The sequence below is a fragment of the Gilliamella sp. B2717 genome (assembly GCF_026536675.1).
GTDB classification, from domain to species: Bacteria; Pseudomonadota; Gammaproteobacteria; order Enterobacterales; family Orbaceae; genus Gilliamella; species Gilliamella apicola_I.
Genome location: NZ_JAFNNQ010000040.1, coordinates 1 through 22,132, shown reverse-complemented (window position 1 = coordinate 22,132; position 22,132 = coordinate 1). Strand labels below are relative to the sequence as shown.

The following is a 22,132-nucleotide window of genomic DNA, read 5'->3' as shown; positions in this document are numbered from 1 at the left end:
ATTGGACATTCATATTAAATGTTCCTTAATTAACGTAAAAATAGTGATATCGAAAAAATTCAATTACTGGATTTATTGACTCAACTTTATTGAATTAACGATTAATACACTCAATCATTTAAGAAAAGCAACCCAAGATTTAGACACAAAATAAGCCGATAAAAGACTGACAATAAAACTGATAATAATATCTAAAGGCCAATGAATACCTAAATAAATTCGGCTCCAACAAACCAATAACGCAACAATAAAACAGCAATAATATAATTTTTTAACTTGCTGCTTTGTATTGAAAAAAATCGAAAAAAACAGTGTCCATACAAAAACAGCATGTTGGCTTGGCAACGAACTATTGGTTTCGTGATACAGATAATGGGTTCCAACATCAAGCGCAAAAGGGCGAGGCGAATAAAATAGATGACGTATCACAAAAGAAATCAATAGCGCTAACACTAAACTAACCATAATTTTAACAATCGATTGTCGATAATCGGGCTTCAAAAACCAATAGCCAGCTAACATGATAATTGGAAAAAACATTAAATAATTAGCACAAAAGATTGCAAAATAGATAAAAGATTTTGATGCTTGATCAGAAGCATTAATCAATAAAAAGAGTTTAGTATTAATATCATACCACATCAAAAGTTGAACAGACTGAATTATTCATATCAAAAATGTAACCTATTAACCTTAAAAAAACCTTAATAACCCCTTTAATCTATTTTACATGAGTGACTTATCGTTATACGGGTTTAATTTAAATACTGAAAAGTTAGACATGTTTATTTGTGGTCGATGCCATAATGCAACCAACATCTTGCCAAAAATGAAACCGTAATATCAAGCAACCAACAAATGAAAAAATAAACCACAATGACAAATAAAAAAATCTCAGTCGGATAAACCATACTACGATTATTAATTTGTGTTGCCACAAAGGTAAACTCGGCAACACCAACAATGTAGGCCAAGGAAGTATCTTTAATGAGTGAAACCCACTGATTAATAAACGACGGCAACATCATCTTTAATGCTTGTGGTAAAATAATTGCGATAATCACTTGCGCTTTATTCAGCCCCAATGAATAAGCCGCTTGCCACTGAGCTTTACCAACTGCATTCATACCGGCATGAACAGAATGCCCAATATAAGCTGCTCCAATTAATGATAAAGCAAAGATCACGGTAGCAACAGCCGGTACATCGACATTAAAAATCACGGGTAATAGAAAATAAGTCCAAAAAATTAACATAATGACTGGAATTGCTCGCAAAAAAGCAAGAAGCGTGATGAGTAACTGACGCACTCCCCCTTTTAGCACGGTTAAACCAACACCGGCTACTATGCCTAAAATAGTTGAAAAAACAATTGCAACAACACTCATTAATAACGTTAAAAACATGCCACCAGGAAAGTTACCCCACATCAGGTAACCCAGATTATTCCAAATAACAGCAAATCCCATAAGATCCATAACTGACTAACCTTTACTTATTTGCAACCGACTTGCTTGATAAATATTGCCAACCGTTCCTACTATTACAATGGCTAAAATATATAACAAGGTTGCAATAGCAAAATCTTGAAACGTCTTTAAGGATTCCGTTTCGACTTGCCGAGAAACATAAGAAAGTTCAAGCACGCCAATAGCCATGGTTAATGATGAATTTTTGATAATATTCATATATTGCCCAATTAATGGCGGAAAAGCGATGCGCACACTTTGTGGTAAAATGATAAACCGCATAGTTTGCCACCACGTTAACCCCAACGCTAAAGACGCTTGTTGTTGTCCCTTCGCCACACCTAAAATACCAGCCCGAAACTCTTCAGCAATAAAAGCACTGGAGTAAAACGTTAAAGCAATCAAACCAATAATAAACTCAAAAGAAGGCATTTTTAACGTTAAAAAAAAGAGTTGAATTTGGGGTTCATTAAATAACCACACTTTAAATTCAATTGGTAATAAATTACCGACACCAAAATACCAAAAAAACAGTTGAGGCAGTAAAGGCGAATAACGAAAAATTGCATTATAGAATGTCACCAAACCTTTTATGATTTTGATATGGCTTTGTTGAGCAATCACTAACAAAAAACCCAGCACAGTTGACAATATTATGGTGAATAACGAAATCGCAAGCGTCACTAAAAAACCGTCCCACAACCACCACAAATATCGTGGTTCAAGTAATTGCTCAAACATCTATTTATTGACCTTTACCGATTTTAAAATCACCACGAGGCATTGCTGACGTCGTTTCGGGTCCAAACCAACGATTATAAATCGTCACCGCTTCACCGTCTGTTTCAAGATTTAACAAGATTTGATTCACTTTATCTTTTAAACGAGTTTCGCCTTTAGGAATGCCAACCGCTTGATATTCTTGGGTAATACTAAAGGGTGAGATTTCAAAAATAGCACGTTGCTCTTCGGGTACGTTGGCAAGTAAACCAATTAATTTAGCATCATCTTGCGTAATAGCTTGCACCACCCCATTACGTAAAGCGGCAAACGCAAACGGCGTATCATCATACGAAATTACTTTAGCGGTAGGATATTTTTCACGTAGAGTAATTTCCATTACTGTCCCTTTATCAGCTCCAATACGAAGATTTTTCAAATCATCCGGTGATGTTAATACCCCTTTTTTTGCCACAAATTTTTGTCCGGTAGCAAAATAAGGCAAACTAAAATCAACCGCTTTGGCACGCTCCTCAGTTACGGTGAAATTAGCCACAATTAAATCGGCTTTTTGTGAAGTTAATAATGGTATACGATTGGCAGGGTTAGTCGGTACAAGTTCAACCTTTACCTTTAAAGCTTTACCGATTTGATTGGCATAATCCACATCTAACCCAACAATATTATGCGATTTTTCATCAACAAATCCAAAGGGTGGATTACTATCAAATACCGCAATTTTAATTACCCCTTTTTTTTCGATATCATCAAGACGATCAGCATAAACCGAACTTGCGACCAATAATGAACCGATTAATGCAGCTACCGACAGTGACTTAGTAAAAAATTTCATTGTTATTATCCCCCTTTGGACTTAATAGGGTTTTAAGTTTATCAATAAAGTATTGGGGGGATAAATAACGATTATTTAGATGCTTATAACTTAAAGTTATATTTAAAAATGTCTTAGTGTAGTGGTTAAGTCAATTAAGGAAAATTATGCACAAGATTCAGATAATTTTTTTGTATCTCAAAAAATTCTAAGATTGAAAATGGTATATTCTTTAGACTATGATTTATATTTATGTATGACTGGAATATATATTATCATTCGACCCCAGCAGGAATCGAACCTGCAACTAGCCCTTAGGAGGGGCTCGTTATATCCATTTAACTATGAGGTCATCGGGGGCGCCCATTTTAATAAATTTAAAAAAATAATACCATTTAAATAATGAAAAATTTTGTATTATGTGTAAACATGATACAATTAAAAAATCAATAATCTGAATTTTGTTTAGTTGAAAATCCTATGAAAAAAAGAATAATTGGTATGCTGTTCTCTGTTATGGCGCTAACAAGTTGCGCTTCATATGATCCTGAAAGCAATTCATACAGTGATCCTTTATCTGGATTCAATAAAGCAATGTTTAATGTTAACTATTATGCATTAGATCCGTATGTTTTGCGTCCAGCTGCTGTCGTTTGGAAAGATTATGTACCAACACCACTTCGTAAAGGTGTCGTGAACTTTTCTTCTAACCTTTCTGAACCTGCTTCGATGGTGAATAATCTTTTACAAGGAAATGTCCACCAAGCCGGAAAACACTTAGCACGATTCTTTTTAAACACTGTTTTTGGTGTTGCAGGATTATTTGATGTTGCCAGTTTAGCTGACCCACAATTACAAAAAGGCAATAGGCATACTTTTGGTGATGTGCTTGGTCACTACGACGTACCGTATGGTCCATATGTGGTTTTACCTTTCTATGGTTCAGCAACGCTTAGAGAGGAAGGCGGTGCCTTAGTTGATACGCTTTATCCACCTTTAGCTTGGTTAAATTGGAAATGGGCATTAGTACGAGGCGTGTTCGACGGTATTGAGGCTCGTGCGGTGGCGATTGAATACGAAGATCTGATTAAAAACAGTGACGATCCTTATAACTTTATGCGTAATGCTTATTTCCAACGAAATGATTTTATTGCTTCTGGCGGTAAAGTCGATGAAAAGAAACAGCAACAACGTGAAGAAAGCATCAATAGTTTTATTAATGATATCGATTCACAATAACTTGTTTTATCATGATTTATAGATAAAAAACCGCTGCTTCAATAGCGGTTTTTTATTTGCCTTTCATTTCAGGTAAATTGTGCCAAAACCGTTTTGGCATCTGTTGACGTTGTAATTTAGGATTTTCTCTTTCTTTGATAGATAAAGCATTAAAGTAACGATGCCATAGGGTTTGAAATAGTTGTTCATCTTTCGTTAAAAACCGTTGATTGACTTTGTTATCTACGATCAACTCCTCATGATCAACAAGTGAAATTTTTTCAAGTTTGTCGAGATCATAAAAGTAGCCATATTTACGTTTTTCATCATAAATCGCCCATTTCTGATCGGCATAACGATCTTTAAAAAAATCTAAGACTAAAGGCAATGCGTTATAGATAGGAGCAATAACCGAAAAATAGATCTTTTCATTTTGTCCGTCATTTGTGTTATCAATTGGGTTTTCAATAGTATTGAAACGAACAAATTGCATTAAATGATGCCGTTCCCGACTTACTTTTTTAGCAATGTCGTGAACGGTTAGTACATCAGGATCACCAAAATCCGTTTCAATAGGATGCTTTGATTTGAAAACTTTACAGATATAACGAAAAATAATGAAATCACTTTCTGGTAATTCAGAAAGCCAAACATACTTTAATTGATTAAGCGCAACGTGAGATAACTTTTTATTCAAAGCTACTTGAACCCGTTCATATTTACTATTACGTACTTCCACATGATGCGTATCGGGTACTAACAAAGGCACAAGATCATTATGCGCCAACAAACAATCGGGCATCTTTTTTTGCTCAAACGCATCAAACACTGCGCATAGCAATCCTTCAAAACTTTTATCATATTGAAAAGCTAACATGATTTACCAACCCATCACTAATTGCTGAGGAATATTATCATTTTTGACTTCAATCAACGGTTTTTCTTGCAAAGAAAGCCGAATATACTGCTCGGATGAGTCTAATAATTTAAATTTTCGCATTTCATGGCAAATAATAAAAAATTGGGCTCTTTTTAGAACAACGCCTATTCGTTTTAAAGCTTCTAAATTTAATTTACGATGTCGCCTTGCTAAAACAATTAATTTTGCCGATTTAACACCAATACCCGGTACCCGTAAAATTTTTTGATAACTATCACGGTTTATATCTACCGGAAAGAATTGGGGATTTCGAATAGCCCACGCCAGTTTAGGATCAACAGTTAAATCAAGATCAGGATATTGATCATTGACAATTTCGTCGACACTAAAATCGTAGAATCGTAATAACCAATCAGCTTGATAAAGGCGATTTTCTCGCACTCTTGGTACTTCTTGCAATACGGGTAATCTTTTATCATAACCATTAACAGGAATAAACCCTGAATAATAAACACGCTTCATGCTTGGTCGTTTATAGAGTTTAGCCGTTAGTTGTAAAATCTGGCTGTCTGTCTCATCTGTCGCCCCAATAATGACTTGAGTGCTCTGCCCTGCTGGTACAAATTTTGGCGTAGATTTAATTTTTTTTCGATCTTCTATGTTTTCAAGTAAGTTTTGATGAATATGGCGCATTGGTTGATAAATGCTTTGATGATCTTTATCGGGCGCTAATAACTTTAGATTTTTTTCTGTCGGGATCTCTAAGTTCACACTCATTCGATCAACCAACAAACCAGCCTGAACAATAAGATCATTACTGGCACCAGGAATGGCTTTCATGTGGATATAGCCATTAAATCCATGTTCATTACGTAATATTTTTACCACTCTAATCATTTTTTCCATCGTATGATCAGGGCTTCTGACAATGCCAGAACTTAAGAAAAGTCCTTCAATATAGTTACGACGATAAAATTCAATGGTTAAATCAGCTAATTCTTTAGGCGTAAATCCAGCTCTGGGAATATCATTGCTTTGGCGATTTATACAATAAGCACAATCAAACATGCAATAGTTGGTTAACATGATTTTAAGCAAAGAGACACAACGCCCATCAGCAGTGAATGAATGACATATTCCACAACGATGCGCACTGCCAATCCCTTTATTTTTATTAGTTCGAGATGAGCCACTTGAAGCACAAGAAATATCATACTTTGCTGATTCAGCTAATATTTCAAGCTTTGATATCATCTTTTCATTCATTGCTAACCCCCTTATACTGTATAAACAAACAGTATTATACTAATCACTTTTTAATTAGCAAGTAAATAAACAATCAGAAAAGTGTAATTTTAGGTACTTAACAAAGTATGAGGTTTATTGTTAATAAAACATAATAATTAATATAATTTAAAGGATAATTGATATATTTTTTACTTTCGAAATTACTCGATTTAATATTATAAATAAAATAGCTTCGTTAGGTATTGTTCAGCTTACAAGTGTACGCTATAATCACATCAATTTTTCTTATGAAGCCAGTTAATTTAGGAGCAGAATATTACATGAAACGAGTTGTTATTACCGGATTAGGTATTCTTTCGAGTATTGGGAACAATACTAAAGAGGTTTTAGAATCATTAAAAGTGGGTCGTAGTGGAATCACTTTTTCTCAAGAAATGAAAGATAGCGGAATGCGAAGCCATGTTTGCGGTAATGTTAAATTAGATACTACAGGGCTTATCGATCGCAAAATCGTGCGCTTTATGAATGATGCTTCTATCTATGGTTATCTTGCTCTACAACAAGCTATTGACGATGCAAAATTGACTCCTGAACAAGTCTCAAATCCTCGAACTGGTTTAATTGCGGGCTATGGTGGTTCAACCAAAACTCAATATAACGTCGTTGCAGGTATGAAAGAAAAGGGATTACGTGGCGTGGGGCCTTATGCGGTGACAAAATCAATGTCATCAGCCATTTCAGCTTGTTTAGCAACACCATTTAAAATCAAAGGGATTAGCTATTCTATGACGTCAGCTTGTGCAACGTCTGTACACTGTATTGGTCATGCTGCTGAACTGATTCAACTCGGTAAACAAGATATTGTTTTTGCTGGTGGTGGTGAAGAACTTTGTTGGGAAATGTCATGTGAATTTGATGCAATGGGTGCGTTATCAACTAAATACAATGATACACCTGAAAAAGCATCTCGTGCTTATGATGCCAACCGTGATGGATTTGTGATTGCCGGCGGTGCTGGTATGGTTGTAGTTGAAGAGTTAGAGCATGCGCTTGCTCGTGGTGCCCATATCTACGGTGAACTGGTTGGTTATGCTGCTACATCTGACGGTTATGACATGGTAGCCCCATCTGGTGAAGGTGCAATGCGTTGTATGCAACTTGCGATCCAAGATTTAGATGTGCCTGTTGATTATATCAATACACACGGTACCTCAACTCCTGTTGGTGACGTTAAAGAGCTATGGGCTATCAAGCAAGTATTTGGTGATAATATCCCGGCGATTTCATCCACTAAATCAATGACGGGTCACTCGTTAAGTGCGACAGGTGCACAAGAATTAATTTATTCATTATTAATGTTAGAACATGGCTTTATTACGCCAAGTATTAACATTGATGAACTGGATGAAGCCGCTATTGGCATGAACATTATCACTGAACCAACCGAGCGTGAATTAACGACAGTCATGTCGAATAGCTTTGGATTTGGTGGGACTAATGCTTCAATTGTCATGAAAAAATATAAAGCTTAGTCTAGTGTTTTAGTTAAATAAAAACCGTTCTCTTTGGAACGGTTTTTTTATTCACGTTCAAAAATATCGCTAACATTCCTTTTATAATTATCCTATTTTCATTGGTTAACTAATTAATGCGTGACTTTAACCTGACTTTTTTTGAATCAAATTGTAATCAATAAATCTCGCAGATACTTTTATCTCTTTTACAATACGATGATTTTTAGAGAAAATAAAATAATTTTACTTTTTCGATTAGGTTAATCGTATAGATTTCTTCTTAGTTATTCTGACTATTTTTATTCCACTTGTTTAATCAAACCTTATGGCAACCATATTAATTAATTGAATAGCAATAACAAAAAGCAGAGCATTGCTCTACTTTTTTAACGTGTTATTTTTTGAATGAATAGCGTTAAAATTGCCGATGCAATCAGTGATAGCACCATAAATAAAAAACCACTTTGGTATCCACCATCTGATTTTTCAATTAAAAAACCGATGATAAAGGGTGAAATGATTCCGGCAACTTGTCCGCCAAAATTAACGATACTGGAAGCTTTACCCATAATGACCGTTGGAATAAGTTGCATTAACATTCCCCAAAAAATAGCAAAGGCAATAAACATAAACAACGCTGAAATACATTGAAAAGCAATGGCTGCATCAAGATTTTCAACGTTAAACATAAGAAATAAAAAACTAGCAGATAAGATTGCGGTAACACCATAAATAATTTTGAGTCGTTGTACAAATTTATCGGCAAGATAGCCACCGATCAAGGTACCTACTGCACCAAATAAAAATGGGATAGCGGCCCATATCCCAGTTTTGGATAACGATAATCCTCTTGCTTCCAGTAAATAACTGGGTAACCAAGTCGTAAATCCCCAAAAAGTAATATCAAATAAAAACCAAATTAGCGACAGCTTCCATAATAAAGGCATTTTCAACACATCCGCTAGCGACTGGCTATTATTGCGCAAATTGACGTTATGATTAGGGGGATTAAAATTGTCATTGCATTCTTGTAGTTCATGCAGTTCTTCAGGCTTGATTAAGGGATTTTCAGCAGGATGATTCTGTATCAAACGGTAGATAAGATAACCTAATACTAATCCGGGCAGGCTCAACAGAATGAAAACGGCACGCCAACCTAACCATTCGATAATTGTCACCGCAACGATGACCGAAATAGCAGGCCCTAATGTATTGACAGAAGATTGAATCGCAGTGGCTCGACCTCGTTCTTTAGTAGGAAAATAAGTGGCAATGGTTTTCCATGATGAAGCAGGAAACCCGCCTTCTCCTAGACCAAACAGAAATCTGACTAATAACATTAAAGGCAGAATATAGATTAAACCTGTGAAAAAAGTAAAAACTGACCACCAAACGATGGCGAATGCCATGACTTTACGGGATCCAAATCTATCGGATAAATACCCGCCCGGTATTTGAAAAAGGGCATAACCAATAAAAAAAGCACTGATAATTGATGCTTGTTCTATTTTATCCAACCCTAAATCGTCACCTATAAAGGGAAGCGATACATTCATCACCATTCGATCGAGAAATGATACTAACCAAGCAGACCATAATAACAACAGGACACTATAACGACCTTTCCACTTTTTAGGATGATATCCCGATGTCGGCTTATTATTTGTTAAGATACTCATAGCATTTCCTTAAGTATAATTAGGCTATTGTCCTCCATCACTCAAATCAATGAGCAACGAATCACAACGCTTTTAGACGCTAATTTGATAATCTGCTTTTATTGCAACCAATAACAACTAACTTACTTTTCGATATAAATGGTGTATCTAATACTTTTAATAGTCATAAGATCAGCTCACCTTAGTGAGCTTTATAACGATGACGATATATTACGAATTTTGATAAATGTTCCAGGCAGCTTGAAGACCAGCACCTTGTATGGTTTTAAAGCCAAGACGGTTTAACACGGCTTCAAATGCGGTCAAGGTTTGTAAAACACACTGTTTTCTGGCGTTATATCCCATTGTGCCAATGCGCCAAACATTCCCTTTAAGTGGGCCAAAAGATGCCCCTATTTCGATACCGAAATCATTCAGCATTAGGTTACGAACTTGTTGGTCGTCGATATTTTCAGGACGCATAACCCCAACCACATTATTCATTTTGTATTTAAGATCGCCAAAAAGTTTAAGCCCCATCGCTTGCAAACCTGCGACCATTGCCTCGCCATTAATACGATGACGTTCAACGACATTATCTAGTCCTTCTTGTAATACAATACGGGCACACTCTCTTGCGGCGTAAAGCATCGAAGTAGCTTCTGTATGATGATTAATGCGTTCCGCCCCCCAATAGCGGATGATCATATCGATGTCAAAATAGTTAGAATAGATGATTTCGTCATTACCACTGGTATCACCCTCTGCACGAATGCCTAATTCAACGCATTTGCGAGCTTGAATAACGTCGACCATTGCCGGGCTTAAGGTTAATGGTGCAACACCCGGTGGGCCACTTAAACATTTTTGTAAACTGACTGATACCCCATCGAGTTGCCATTTATCCACTTCCAAAGTATTACCGACGATTGAAGCAGTCGCATCAACATACGACAACACACCATGTCGGCGACAAATTTCACCGATTTTATCAAGCGGTTGAAGTAACGTTGTCGAAGTATCGCCCTGAACACAAAGTAATAATCTCGGTTTCACTTTTTTGATCGCATCTTCAATCACATTAGGATCAAACACTTCACCCCATGGTACTTCAATCGTGTGGACTTGTGCTCGACAACGATGGGCAATTTCGCATAGCAATAATCCAAACCGACCAAAAACCGGTACCAAAACTTTATCACCCGGACGAATAGTTGAGATTAAGACCGCTTCAATTCCTGCTCGTGCTGTGCCATCAATCACAAAAGTTTGCTCATTGGTGGTTTTGAAAATATCTCGATACAGTGCCATTGTTTGATTCATATAATCCGTCATAACTGGATCAAATTGACCAATTAATGGCGCAGCCATAGCACGGGTCACTCTTGGATCGGCATTAATTGGCCCCGGTCCCATGAGTAAACGCATTGGCGGATTAATTTGATCATACTTATCTAGGTCTAACATATTATTTTTCCTTTATTAATATCAAATTTGTTAATTAACAATGTCTACTTTAAGAACGAATTGGATTACCTTTTTTTATCAATATTTTTTAAAAAACGTAGCGCAATAGGATGATGATATTTAAACAAATTGACGATTTCATTCATCACTTTACCCATATTCGATTTTTTCCATGCTAACGAAAGTGGTGAGGGTTTGCGTTCATTAATCACTTTGCATTCAATTAATTCCCCCGTCTCCAAATAGGGTTGACACAAAGAGCGAGGCAAAAATCCAATACCAAGCCCTTTTAAATGACAAGCCAATTTAGTTGAAATATCCGGTACGATGATTTCGGTCTGACTTGGCAATAACCATGCCACACGTTTATTCATGTGAATAGAGGTGTCTTCAACATTGATTGCAGGATATTTACGCAGTGCATCATTTGATAAAGGAGTATCTATACGAGTGATAGGATGATGCTTAGCTGCTACAAATGCCCAAGTTATTTCGCCTAATGGGAAGATATTAATCATATTATCCAGTGATTCCGTGCCTGTTGCCCCAATAGCAAGATGACATTCTCCATGTAACAATGAATCCCACACCCCCATATAAACTTGGCGATTAAACGTAAAATGGGTAAAAGGAAATTTTTCCAGTAGATAATCTAGCAGTTCTGTAATAGCGTCGCTGTCATATAATAGGTTATTAATGGTTAAATTGACTCTACGTTCAACGCCATCACGAATTTGTTGTAACTCTTCGGGCATTGAATTTAACCATAATAACCACTGACTACAGTGCTCATAAAGGTGTTGACCGGCAAGCGTAAGTGAAACGGTTCGAGTGGTTCGTTCAAATAGCTGAGTGTTGAGTTCAGCTTCTAATGATTTTATTCGATAGCTAATTGCGGCTGGGGTTTTATATAATAACTTTGCGGCTTTAGAAAAACTGTTACACTCAACAACTTTAGTAAAAGTGCGCATGGTTTCTGTATCTAACATACTTCAATCCCTTATGACAAAACGATCGATACCAAGCCAAATACCAAGCAACAGATCAGCCCCTGAAGTATGACCATAATTTGATATCTCAGCCAAAGATCGATGTTGATATTTTTGTTGATTGAGTGCGGTTATAACTTGCAGTACTTGTAATGAAAATCTTCCTTGCAGGGCATGACGTAAAAAAGTCGCACTAATAGTTGTCGTTAAAGAATCCAGATCAAGCTTAAGTATGGCACGTTGTAACAAGTTACATCGACGATAAAAACGCTGATCACTTAATAGTACTGCAATCATGCCAATCAAAATATCATCAAAGCTGGGGGTTAATCCTGCTCCTAGACCAATAAAAGGGGTAATATCATCAGAATATCCATTTAATAATGCGTCAATTTTGTCACAAAACTGGCACAATTCAGGCGCCCTTTTTTCAGTAATATTTTGTCTTAACTCGCCAAACAATCCTGTAGGATTATTGATCTGCTTGAATAATTGAGCAACGCCATTTTTATCATAATTGGTAAGCGGATAAGGAAGTAATTGCAAAGAGCAGATGTGTGTTTTTGCACTAATTTGAATATGTCCGATAATTAAGTCACCCGTTGCTAATTGTTCGATTGGTTTATGACGTTGAGTTAGTGTCTGTTTGATTAAATCAAATTGAGCACTTTTTAGTACCCAACCCATTGGCGACAAACCGTGACCATAACGGTGTAAAGTGATAAGCTGCTTTGCATTATTAATCAGATTAATGGTATGTTCATGCAGACTAAATAGTGTTAAATCACTCACAGTAATTGGTACATGGGCACTTTTAAGCAATGGCTTTATAGATTGCGTAATACGTTTTGATGTATGGCAAACTCCCTGCCGATTAAAATCGGCAGAGAATGGTGAGAGCCATTGCTGATTTTCAGCTTGTTTATCGGTACGATGACAATCTGCAAGTTCCTGATTCATAAATTACACTTTCAATTTTATCGCTAATGCCTCAAGCGCTTTTTCAAAACAGGCTAACGGCGCACGCACCGTTCCTGCACCAATTTGACCCACACCTGCTTGTTTATGGGCAATTCCTGTATTAATTAAGGGCGTAATACCGGTTTCTACAATCAGACGTAGATCTAATCCCATACAACATCCTTGAAAGTTCCAAGACGGTATTTGTAGTTGCATATTATGTTCTAAAAAGATTTCGCTCATCTCTTCTGATACTTCATATGCAACATCCGCGCCACCTGCGCCAACAAAACGGGTTACACCTGGTGCAGCAACCATTGCCGCCCCACCAATACCAAATGTTTCCGTAATTGCACTATCACCGATATCGGGGTTCGCATCCTTTTGGGAGTATCCGGTAAAGAAAAGTCCTTGTGGTGTGTTAACGGGTGCAGTAAACCATTCATCACCCAGTCCACTGACTTTAATGCCAAAATCTTTACCATTACGTGTCATCGCAGTAATAATAGTGCCGGCTTGGATCTGTGCTGCGCTATCCATAACTGATTTACAATATGCCATGGCCAAATTCAAAAAGAATTGGTCGGTGACACTTAAAAAATCAAAAATCTTCGCCATTTCTTCTTTACTACGATTAAGCAGAGCTAATTTAGGTGATAAGGTACGAAGTAATAATGCCGATGCAGCAATATTGCGTTGATGAAACTCATCCCCCATTGAAATGGCTTGAGCCATCAGTGCGGTTAAGTCGATTCCTTTTTCAAATAATTTTAATGCTTCATTAAGCGCCGGCGCTAATGACGTTTTCATCCAGTGATGACGATTTAACACCTCTTGCCCATAGGCACCAAAACGCATGACTTTCCCAATACCTTCATTCAAATTGCAGTAAGCTCGGTTGCCATGAGTAATATTTTCAACCACAACAACAGGCATATTTGCCGAAGTAATCCCACCCATAGGGCCAACAGCATGAACCGAATGACAAGGTATAAATTCCACTTTACCTGTCGTTAGCAAAGCTAGTGCCTGTTCTTCATTTTGCGCCCAGCCTTCAAATAAACAGGCACCAATACAGGCACCTTGCATTGGTCCAGTCATGTCCGGCCATATAATCGGTGGGCCTGCATGTAATAATTTGTAACCTTGTGCCAAAGTCGGGATCGCTTCTTTAGCAGCAATAACACCAACCCAATGCGGTCTTGCCACTTTAATTATTTCAATAATGGCCTGATTTGCTTCATTAATTGATGAGTTCATTGTTACAACCTCTTAGTTTAATTTTTTCAAAATAGCCGCTAATTTTTGATTGCCACCAGCTATCGGTGCCCATTGATAATGCACCACAGGAATATTTGATGATTGCAGATCTTCAGCAAAACTCCGCAAACCGGCATTAATCACACTGATATGATCAAGTAAAGGGTAAGGTTTTAAGCAATCAATCTTATTTGCTGGCGTAATTAATTTTGTGGCTAATAAAATGGCTTCAGGTAAATTATCCATTACGGTAATACCTGCCGATTGAAGTGCTGCAATTTGCTTACTACGACATTGTGGATCGGATTCAGATCCTGTCACCGTGGCAATAGCAATTAAGGGATGATGAGAAGATCGTTGAGCGATAGCCTTGTTGTAACCTGAGATTATTGATTCAGCCGGATTCGCATTTGCGCCATAGCCTATGACCAGATCCAGTAACAATACCCCCACCCCTGTTTGCTCGCCCAATTGTGCTATTGCATGTTCACGTATGGATGGGTCAATCATGGAATGTGGGCGCCCAACGGTATAAAAGTCATCGCCCAGATCGATAATTTTATGACCTTGCTGATCGAACATGATACCTTTGTCGTGGTTATCACTGAGCAAAAGATTGAGTTGATTAGCCAGCAACATTGCGGCTTCCGATGCTAATGTACCACCGGTATATAATCCCATAATGGTTTGATGATCCACACTAGGCAACGTGCTCATCGCACTTTCAACTTTGGCTAATAAACAAGCTAATCTAGCTGCTTCATCTAACGTGCTGGCAAAAAAAATATTATCGTCTTGCCGTTTATCAATACGGGAACCTAAAAAGAGCGCCACAATAGGTTTAGCTATTTGCTTCATTGCATTAATCACTTTTATACGGACACTTTCAGCTGGCGGTTTGGAAATAAAAGTAATGACTTGCGTTTGCTTATCAGCCGCTAGCATAGTTAATGCGGTTAATGCGCTAATCCCCCCTACTGCTTGCGATAAATCACGTCCGCCAAGTCCAATTGCTTGTGTAATTCCCTGATTGAGTAATGCAATTTGTGAAATCACTTCTTGAATGCCGGTTCCCGATGCCCCAATCACCCCAATATTACCCTTAGGTATCACGTTAGAAAATGCCAATGGCGCCCCAGCGATGATTGCCGTTCCACAATCCGGCCCCATGACAATAAGATCTTTTGCTGCTGCGCTTTTTTTCAAACGGATTTCATCTTCAAGCGACACATTATCGGAAAATATCATGACATTTTTATTTTCATCTAACGCTTGTTCTGCCAATTCTGCTGCATATTCACCGGCAATTGAAATAAGCACCAAATTAGCATCAGGCAGTTTTCGATTAGCGGTTGCCAAACGTCTTGCTTTTAGTAATTTACTGCCCCCTTGCTGTTGCTGAGCAATATTTTTTAAAGCTTCTTCAAGTTGTGAACGAATTAAATCTATGGCATCGCTAGCATCATCATGCGTTTTAATTGCTACACAGATATCATTAGGCGTTGCTTGATTGAAAGTATCACTCCAAAATCCCGTGGCTACAAGCAATGATTTATTGGCTGGTGTTCCCATCATAACGGAAACTTCATCGACTTCTTCAAGGTTACTCAGCTTTTTAGATATCAACATGAGGCTAACAGAATCCTGAAAACTACCTTTTTTTATGAAAGATTGAATCATGAGAATTGGACCTCTCAGTTATTAAATTATTGTAATAAATGCTGTAATGGTAATTGGAAATAAATAGATATGCGCTTGCTAGATGTTAAAAGACATTTTCATTGACGCGATAAATTATCCTACTCAGTCATACCCTACTATCCGCTTTGAATCTGTTTTACAACAACAATATTGCGTTAACCTATTAAATCTAACTATCAGACTATATTTATATATTACGTAAAAAAAGCGGAATAAATAGGTCATAAGTCACAAAACAATCATCTATATCATTAAATAAATATGAATATAATCATGAAGATAAATTATTATTAAAAAATTTTTTATAATAATAACCCATTAATTTAATTAAATTTTATAAATCTAAAATAGTTAGTTTGATCACATTATTCTCTGCTATTAATAGATAGTCTAAACGGCAAATAAACAATTATCGAATTTGTTCCAGAACTAAAAAACTAATTAAAAACGAATAGTTAAAAAGAGTTAAAGCAATTTTTCTAAAAGAATGGTTAATGACAGGTAAATGCTTATGAATATCTTGTATGATGATGTGGCTAATGCAGTTAAATGGATATCAAGTTTTGGCGGGCTTGAACAAGGCGGTACCACCCGACTGCTATATACACCAGAATGGCTGACCGCCCAAAATGCCTTAAAAGACAGAATGACGCAATTCGGTATGGAAAGCGACTTTGATGAAATAGGCAATCTTTATGGACGATTCAAAGGTAGCAAATATCCGGATGAAGTCATTATGTCTGGATCGCATGTTGATACCGTTGTTAACGGTGGCAAACTTGACGGGCAACTTGGTATTATTGCTGCGTTACTTGCCATGCAATACTTACATCAACATTATGGTCAACCGTTACGAACACTAGAACTCATCTCAATGGCAGAAGAAGAAGGTAGCCGTTTTCCGTATGTTTTTTGGGGAAGTAAAAATGTGTTTGCCATTGCCGATCATCGTGATGTTAATGACATTGAAGATAGTGACGGAATCAAATTTGTTGATGCCATGAAAGCATGTGGATTTAATTTCAAAACTCAGCCTGCACGCACCGACATTAAAGCTTTTCTAGAAATTCATATCGAACAAGGTGGCGTGCTTGAAAAAGAACAAAAAAGTATCGGTGTGGTGACAAGCATAGTTGGTCAGCGCCGTTATAACATCCGCTTAATTGGCGAAGCTAACCATGCCGGCACAACACCAATGGGTTATCGTAAAGACGCAGTTTATGCCTTTAGTCAAATCTGTTATCAATCAATTAATAAAGCCATAAAAGTGGGTGATCCCTTAGTCCTGACTTTTGGGCACGTTGAACCTAAACCGAATGTTGTAAACGTCGTGCCGGGTGAAGTGCTATTCACGATGGATTGTCGCCATACCAATAAAGCGGAACTCGTCGCCTTCACCGAAGAGATTGAAGCAGATATGATTCGAATCGCCCATCAACTTAATCTTGAGATCGAAATCAATCGCTGGATGGATGAAGATCCCATTCCTATGGACACTAAATTAATTCATCTGCTAGAAGAAATTTGTGATCAAGAAGGATTAAGTTATCGGGTAATGCATAGCGGTGCAGGTCATGACTCACAGATTTTCGCGCCTCGTGTTCCAACAGCAATGCTATTTGTGCCGAGTATAAAAGGCATTAGTCACAATATTGCCGAAGATACCAAAACCGAAGATTTAGTTGAAGGCATTAAAGCGCTCACTTATGCCTTATATAAACTAGCTTATCAAGAGTAAGAGGAATCAATATGACCACGACAGAAAAAACAGGCGGTATTCAATATTGGCATAAAATCGTCGTATTATTATGTCTGGGTTGGACAGTGATGTGGATCTATCGCCCTGTGCTAACCGCTATCTTTCCTGAAGTTCAACAAACTATAGGCCCTCAATCCAATACAGAACTTGGACTTATTGCAAGTTGCTATTTTTTTGCTTACACCGCAATGCAAATTCCGGCAGGCATTCTTGTCGATCGATTCGGTAAAAAAGCCGTGGTGATTCCAGGATTTTTACTCTTTACCATAGCGGCATTAATCATTGGTAATGCACATTCAATTATGATGATTTATGTCGGTAGCTTATTGGCTGGATTAGGATGTGGCTCTTATTATGGATCAGCTTGGTCACTTTCTGCTGAAAACATTCCTTCGCAACATCGCGGTTTTGCTTCTGCCATTATTAATACTGGTTCAGCATTAGGAATGGGGATCAGTCTACTTGCCACCAGCTTTTTGGTCAAATCATGGGGAATGCCTTGGGAGTATATGCTATACATCATTGCAGCCTTATTACTTTGTTTAGTGGCAGGGTTTGCCCTGATTATTAAGGAAACGCCAAAACAAAAACAAAATCAAAGTCAATCATCGTCAGCAAAAGAAGCGGTCACATCCGCTGACGAACCGAACGCCAAACACCGATTTTTTAGTAGTCAAATGGTGGCTTCTTATATTATGTATTTTGCAACCTGCTATGGGTATTACATGATAGTTAGTTGGTTACCTAACTTTCTCGAAACCGAGCGTGGCTTTACGGGTGGAAACATTGGATCTGCATCGTCTTTGGTTGCCTTTGCTGCCATACCCGGGGCGTTAATCATCAGTAAAATATCAGATAAATACCAAAATAAACGGCTGTTTTTCATTATTGTACTTGAGTTAATTGCAGCAGCGACCCTGTTAACGACCGTACAAGCAACAACCATCACGTTATTGCTAGGTGGGCTCATTTTTTATGGACTGTTTGGTAAATTGGCGGTAGAGCCTATCCTCATCTCACACGTGGCTGATACAGCACCGAAAACAAATTATGGCACTTCGTTTGGAGTATTTAACTTTTTTGGTATGAGTTCATCGGTAATTGCACCGCCATTAACCGGTTATTTAGCTGATCTGACCGGAACAAAAATGACAGGATTTTACGTGGCAATCGGCATTTTAATCATCGCTACGCTGCTTTTTTTCCTAATCAACATGCGTAAACATATCACCAATTAACAAATCAATCATTGCCGATCCATTGCGGTAGTCGGCAATAACTATATTGCTTTAAAACGATGCTGTTTTACAGGCTAGTTGCCTTTTACCCTAAAAAAAAAACGAACAGCAAAGTATAAGATTATTATTTTTCAAGGAGATAAATATGGGGTACTTCAATCACAATACTGGTTATCCAAAAGATTTGCTGGCTTCCAGAGCCATCATCAAACGACAAAATTATGCGCTTATTCCACCTGATGGATTAGTCAAAAATGTCATTCCGGGATTCGAAAATTGTGATATCACTATCTTATCGACACCTAAGTTAGGTGCATCCTTCGTAGATTATCTTGTCACCATGCATCAAGACGCAAAAAATGTACAAGGTTTTGGCAACGAAGGGATTGAACTTTTTGTTTATGTCCTTAGTGGATATATTACCGCCACCGCAGATAGTCAATCGTTTAGATTAAAGACTGGTGGCTATTTATATTGTCCTGCTGGGGTAAAATTATATCTACACAATCATGCCGAAAGTTCACGATTATTTCTCTACAAAAGACGTTATATCCCCTTAGCAGATTATCAAACTCGCATTATTTCCAATCACGTTCAGCAGTTAGAAAGCTTAAATTATGAAAATATGGATAACGTATTTATCCAAGACTTATTACCTAAAGAACTTGGATTTGATATGAATTTCCATATTTTAACCTTCAATCCCGGCGCCAGTCATGGGTACATTGAAACCCATGTCCAAGAACATGGTGCTTATCTGCTAAGTGGTGAAGGGATGTACCTACTTGATAATGAATGGATCCCCGTTAAGAAAGATGACTATATTTTTATGGGTGCCTATGCCTTACAAGCCTGTTATGCCGTTGGTAAAGTGCCTTTAAGTTATATCTATTCTAAAGATTGTCATCGAGACGTTGCTATCTAATCAATCGATAATAAGACAACGTAAACTTAAAAACGGATAAATCCAATAACTTTAACAAATGATCAAGGAAACCATATGGAACTGATTGTCATTGCTTTAGGTGGTAATGCAATTGCCAAACGTAATGAACCTTTATCGGTTGAGAATCAATATCAAAATATTCATTCTACAACCAAATTAATTGCCAAATTAGCAGGTAAATATCGATTAGTCATTGTACATGGTAATGGTCCGCAAGTGGGACTTTTAGCCTTGCAAAATGCAGCTTATTCAAAGGTACCGGCTTATCCGCTTGATATATTAGTTGCGCAAACTCAAGGCATGCTAGGATATATGATAGGTCAAAGTTTACAGCAACAACCTAATGTTACCCAGGTGGTCACGTTACTTACGCAAGTGGAAGTTGATAAATATGATCCTTCGTTTACTCACCCGACAAAATTTATAGGGCCAGTCTATCCACCCGAACAACAAAATCAACTCAAACAACAATATGGTTGGATATTTAAACAAGACGGTCAATACATTCGACGGGTAGTCCCCTCCCCTAAACCCAAAAAAATTTTGGAAATTGCAACCATTCAAAAATTGCTGAATGACAATACTATCGTGATCTGTAATGGGGGTGGTGGTATTCCTGTTATCAGCACTGACCATGGCTACCAAGGAGTGGAAGCGGTCATTGATAAAGATCTGTCTGCTGCGCAATTAGCCATACAGCTACAAGCTGATCACCTAATGATATTAACCGATGCTGATGCCGTTTATGAAAACTGGGGGTCACCACAACAAAAAGCACTTGATCATGTTGATACTGAACGCCTAAAACCGCTTGCTATCGATGATGGTGCTATTGGCCCTAAAGTCAAATCCGTCATTGAATTTGTCGAAAAAACAGGGAATACAGCTTATATCGGTACCCTAACAGATATTGAATCCTTATTAAAAGGTCAAAAAGGAACCGTAATAAAAAACCATTCCATGGATAAATAGAATCCATTCAGAGGAGTACAAACATGAGAGTAGACCGAAAAACATTACATAATTTAATTGCGAAAAAACTACATAAAGCAGGATTAAGCAAAGAACATGCTGATATTGCTGCCGATGCACTAGCCTTTGCTGATGCAAGGGGAATACACTCACATGGAGCGGTAAGAGTTGAATACTATTCTGAGCGGATAGCCAAAGGCGGCATGACCACAAATCCCAATATGACCTATAAAGAAACCGGGCCAGCTAGTGCGATTCTCGATTTTGATAATGGATGTGGTTTGGTTGGCGCAAAAATTGGTATGGATAAAGCGATTGAACTAGCCAAAAAAAATGGCGTTGCCGTTGTCGGTATTCGACGCATGTCACACAGTGGTTCATTATGTTATTTTACTGAAATGGCAGCCGCTCATAATCTTGTTGCTATCTCAATGTGTCAATCTGATCCGATGGCGGTACCTTTTGGCGGTGCCGAAGAATTTTTTGGCACTAATCCTATCGCCTTTGCCGCCCCTTCTGCTGATGAAAGAGTCGTATCATTTGATATGGCAACGACTGTACAAGCTTGGGGTAAAGTATTGTATGCTCGCTCTAAAGGTGCAGCAATCCCCCCTACTTGGGCTGTTGATGAGCAAGGTGAAGCCACTACCGATCCTTATAAAGTCAATGCCTTATTACCTATTGCAGATGCAAAAGGATATGGATTAATGATGATGGTTGATGTGTTATCTGGAATTTTGCTTGGTGTACCATTTGGTAAAAACGTGTCTTCGATGTATGCCGATTTATCCAAAGGACGTGATCTAGGGCATTTACATATTGTCATTAACCCAGAATACTTTGTTGGGCTTGAAGTATTCAAAAAAAGCATGTCTGCGATGTTAGATCAATTGAAACAGGTAAAACCTGCAAAAGGCAATAGTGAAGTATTCTTCCCTGGTGAAAGAGGAAAAAAACGGGAAGCAGATTATATTAAAAATGGGATCGAAATTGTGGATGATATTTATCAATATTTGATTAGCGATGATGTTCACTATGATCGTTACGATCACAAAAATAAATTTGCAGAATAAAAAGGGTTAATCATTAAGAGTGATTACAAGCTAAAAATAACCTTTTATTGTTGCATCAAAATAGTTAATTATAGAATTTATTGATTTTGTTGATGATGTATCCCTGTGTATACAGGGAACTCGTCTTTAGCAAAGCGTTAATATTTTTTCTTGTTCTAAGCCTTATTTTATTGATTCTTGTTCGCTTGCGTCCATCTTACTAACATATGCATCACGTTTTGCTTCATC

The 22,132-nt window shown here is 37.6% G+C and carries 19 protein-coding genes and 1 tRNA gene; 7 read left to right on the top strand and 13 right to left on the bottom strand.

What is annotated here, in order from left to right; all coding sequences use genetic code 11:
- Positions 1-114 precede the first annotated feature (114 nt).
- From J3U35_RS05770 to J3U35_RS05750, 5 genes are all read right to left on the bottom strand, one after another.
- Complete coding sequence (locus tag J3U35_RS05770) at positions 115-642, bottom strand: undecaprenyl-diphosphatase (RefSeq protein WP_267352451.1); 528 nt, start codon at positions 640-642, stop codon at positions 115-117.
- Between the two features lie 143 nt (positions 643-785).
- The gene (locus J3U35_RS05765) at positions 786-1,469 is read right to left on the bottom strand and encodes an amino acid ABC transporter permease (protein WP_416380687.1); all 684 of its coding nucleotides are present in this window, start codon (positions 1,467-1,469) and stop codon (positions 786-788) included.
- Positions 1,470-1,484: 15 nt separating this feature from the next.
- Positions 1,485-2,210 carry an amino acid ABC transporter permease gene (locus J3U35_RS05760; protein WP_267360148.1) on the bottom strand — a complete coding sequence of 242 codons (726 nt, stop codon included), beginning with the start codon at positions 2,208-2,210 and terminating at the stop codon, positions 1,485-1,487.
- 4 nt (positions 2,211-2,214) lie between these two features.
- On the bottom strand, positions 2,215-3,042 hold the full coding sequence (locus J3U35_RS05755) for an ABC transporter substrate-binding protein (RefSeq protein ID WP_267360147.1): 828 nt from the start codon (positions 3,040-3,042) through the stop codon (positions 2,215-2,217).
- Positions 3,043-3,301: 259 nt separating this feature from the next.
- Positions 3,302-3,373, bottom strand: a tRNA-Arg gene (locus J3U35_RS05750).
- 128 nt (positions 3,374-3,501) lie between these two features.
- Between J3U35_RS05750 and J3U35_RS05745 the strand changes: the two genes are divergently transcribed.
- Positions 3,502-4,260: an MlaA family lipoprotein gene (locus J3U35_RS05745; protein WP_267360146.1), complete on the top strand. Its 759-nt coding sequence runs from the start codon at positions 3,502-3,504 to the stop codon at positions 4,258-4,260.
- Positions 4,261-4,312: 52 nt separating this feature from the next.
- On the opposite strand, the gene J3U35_RS05740 is transcribed toward J3U35_RS05745, so the two are convergent.
- On the bottom strand, positions 4,313-5,116 hold the full coding sequence (locus tag J3U35_RS05740; RefSeq protein ID WP_267360144.1) for a TIGR03915 family putative DNA repair protein: 804 nt from the start codon (positions 5,114-5,116) through the stop codon (positions 4,313-4,315).
- A 3-nt stretch (positions 5,117-5,119) separates the two neighbouring features.
- The gene (locus J3U35_RS05735; protein ID WP_267360142.1) at positions 5,120-6,385 is read right to left on the bottom strand and encodes a putative DNA modification/repair radical SAM protein; all 1,266 of its coding nucleotides are present in this window, start codon (positions 6,383-6,385) and stop codon (positions 5,120-5,122) included.
- Positions 6,386-6,687: 302 nt separating this feature from the next.
- Here J3U35_RS05735 and fabB point away from each other — a divergent pair, with 302 nt between their 5' ends.
- A complete protein-coding gene (fabB, locus tag J3U35_RS05730; protein ID WP_065559433.1) occupies positions 6,688-7,899 on the top strand; it encodes a beta-ketoacyl-ACP synthase I in 1,212 nt (403 codons plus the stop codon).
- Positions 7,900-8,267: 368 nt separating this feature from the next.
- Here the strand turns inward: fabB and J3U35_RS05725 are convergent, their stop codons facing one another.
- The 6 genes from J3U35_RS05725 to fdrA all read right to left on the bottom strand — a co-directional run bounded on the left by J3U35_RS05725 (position 8,268) and on the right by fdrA (position 15,895).
- On the bottom strand, positions 8,268-9,560 hold the full coding sequence (locus J3U35_RS05725) for an MFS transporter (protein WP_267360140.1): 1,293 nt from the start codon (positions 9,558-9,560) through the stop codon (positions 8,268-8,270).
- Between the two features lie 210 nt (positions 9,561-9,770).
- Entirely contained in the window at positions 9,771-11,006 is a 1,236-nt protein-coding gene (locus J3U35_RS05720) for a pyridoxal-phosphate-dependent aminotransferase family protein (protein ID WP_267360138.1), read from the bottom strand.
- 65 nt (positions 11,007-11,071) lie between these two features.
- Positions 11,072-11,995: an HTH-type transcriptional activator AllS gene (allS, locus tag J3U35_RS05715; protein WP_267360137.1), complete on the bottom strand. Its 924-nt coding sequence runs from the start codon at positions 11,993-11,995 to the stop codon at positions 11,072-11,074.
- 3 nt (positions 11,996-11,998) lie between these two features.
- A complete protein-coding gene (locus tag J3U35_RS05710; RefSeq protein ID WP_267360136.1) occupies positions 11,999-12,955 on the bottom strand; it encodes a DUF2877 domain-containing protein in 957 nt (318 codons plus the stop codon).
- 3 nt (positions 12,956-12,958) lie between these two features.
- Positions 12,959-14,215 (bottom strand): DUF1116 domain-containing protein, encoded by a 1,257-nt coding sequence (locus J3U35_RS05705; RefSeq protein WP_267360135.1) that lies wholly within the window; start codon positions 14,213-14,215, stop codon positions 12,959-12,961.
- 12 nt (positions 14,216-14,227) lie between these two features.
- Complete coding sequence (fdrA, locus tag J3U35_RS05700; RefSeq protein WP_267360134.1) at positions 14,228-15,895, bottom strand: acyl-CoA synthetase FdrA; 1,668 nt, start codon at positions 15,893-15,895, stop codon at positions 14,228-14,230.
- A 532-nt stretch (positions 15,896-16,427) separates the two neighbouring features.
- Between fdrA and allC the strand changes: the two genes are divergently transcribed.
- The 5 genes from allC to allD all read left to right on the top strand — a co-directional run bounded on the left by allC (position 16,428) and on the right by allD (position 21,904).
- A complete protein-coding gene (gene allC / locus J3U35_RS05695) occupies positions 16,428-17,654 on the top strand; it encodes an allantoate deiminase (protein ID WP_267360133.1) in 1,227 nt (408 codons plus the stop codon).
- An 11-nt stretch (positions 17,655-17,665) separates the two neighbouring features.
- The gene (locus J3U35_RS05690; RefSeq protein WP_220216985.1) at positions 17,666-18,913 is read left to right on the top strand and encodes an MFS transporter; all 1,248 of its coding nucleotides are present in this window, start codon (positions 17,666-17,668) and stop codon (positions 18,911-18,913) included.
- Between the two features lie 145 nt (positions 18,914-19,058).
- Complete coding sequence (gene allE, locus J3U35_RS05685; protein ID WP_267360132.1) at positions 19,059-19,838, top strand: (S)-ureidoglycine aminohydrolase; 780 nt, start codon at positions 19,059-19,061, stop codon at positions 19,836-19,838.
- A 75-nt stretch (positions 19,839-19,913) separates the two neighbouring features.
- Entirely contained in the window at positions 19,914-20,831 is a 918-nt protein-coding gene (locus J3U35_RS05680; RefSeq protein WP_267360131.1) for a carbamate kinase, read from the top strand.
- Positions 20,832-20,854: 23 nt separating this feature from the next.
- On the top strand, positions 20,855-21,904 hold the full coding sequence (allD, locus tag J3U35_RS05675; protein WP_267360130.1) for an ureidoglycolate dehydrogenase: 1,050 nt from the start codon (positions 20,855-20,857) through the stop codon (positions 21,902-21,904).
- Positions 21,905-22,132 lie beyond the last annotated feature (228 nt).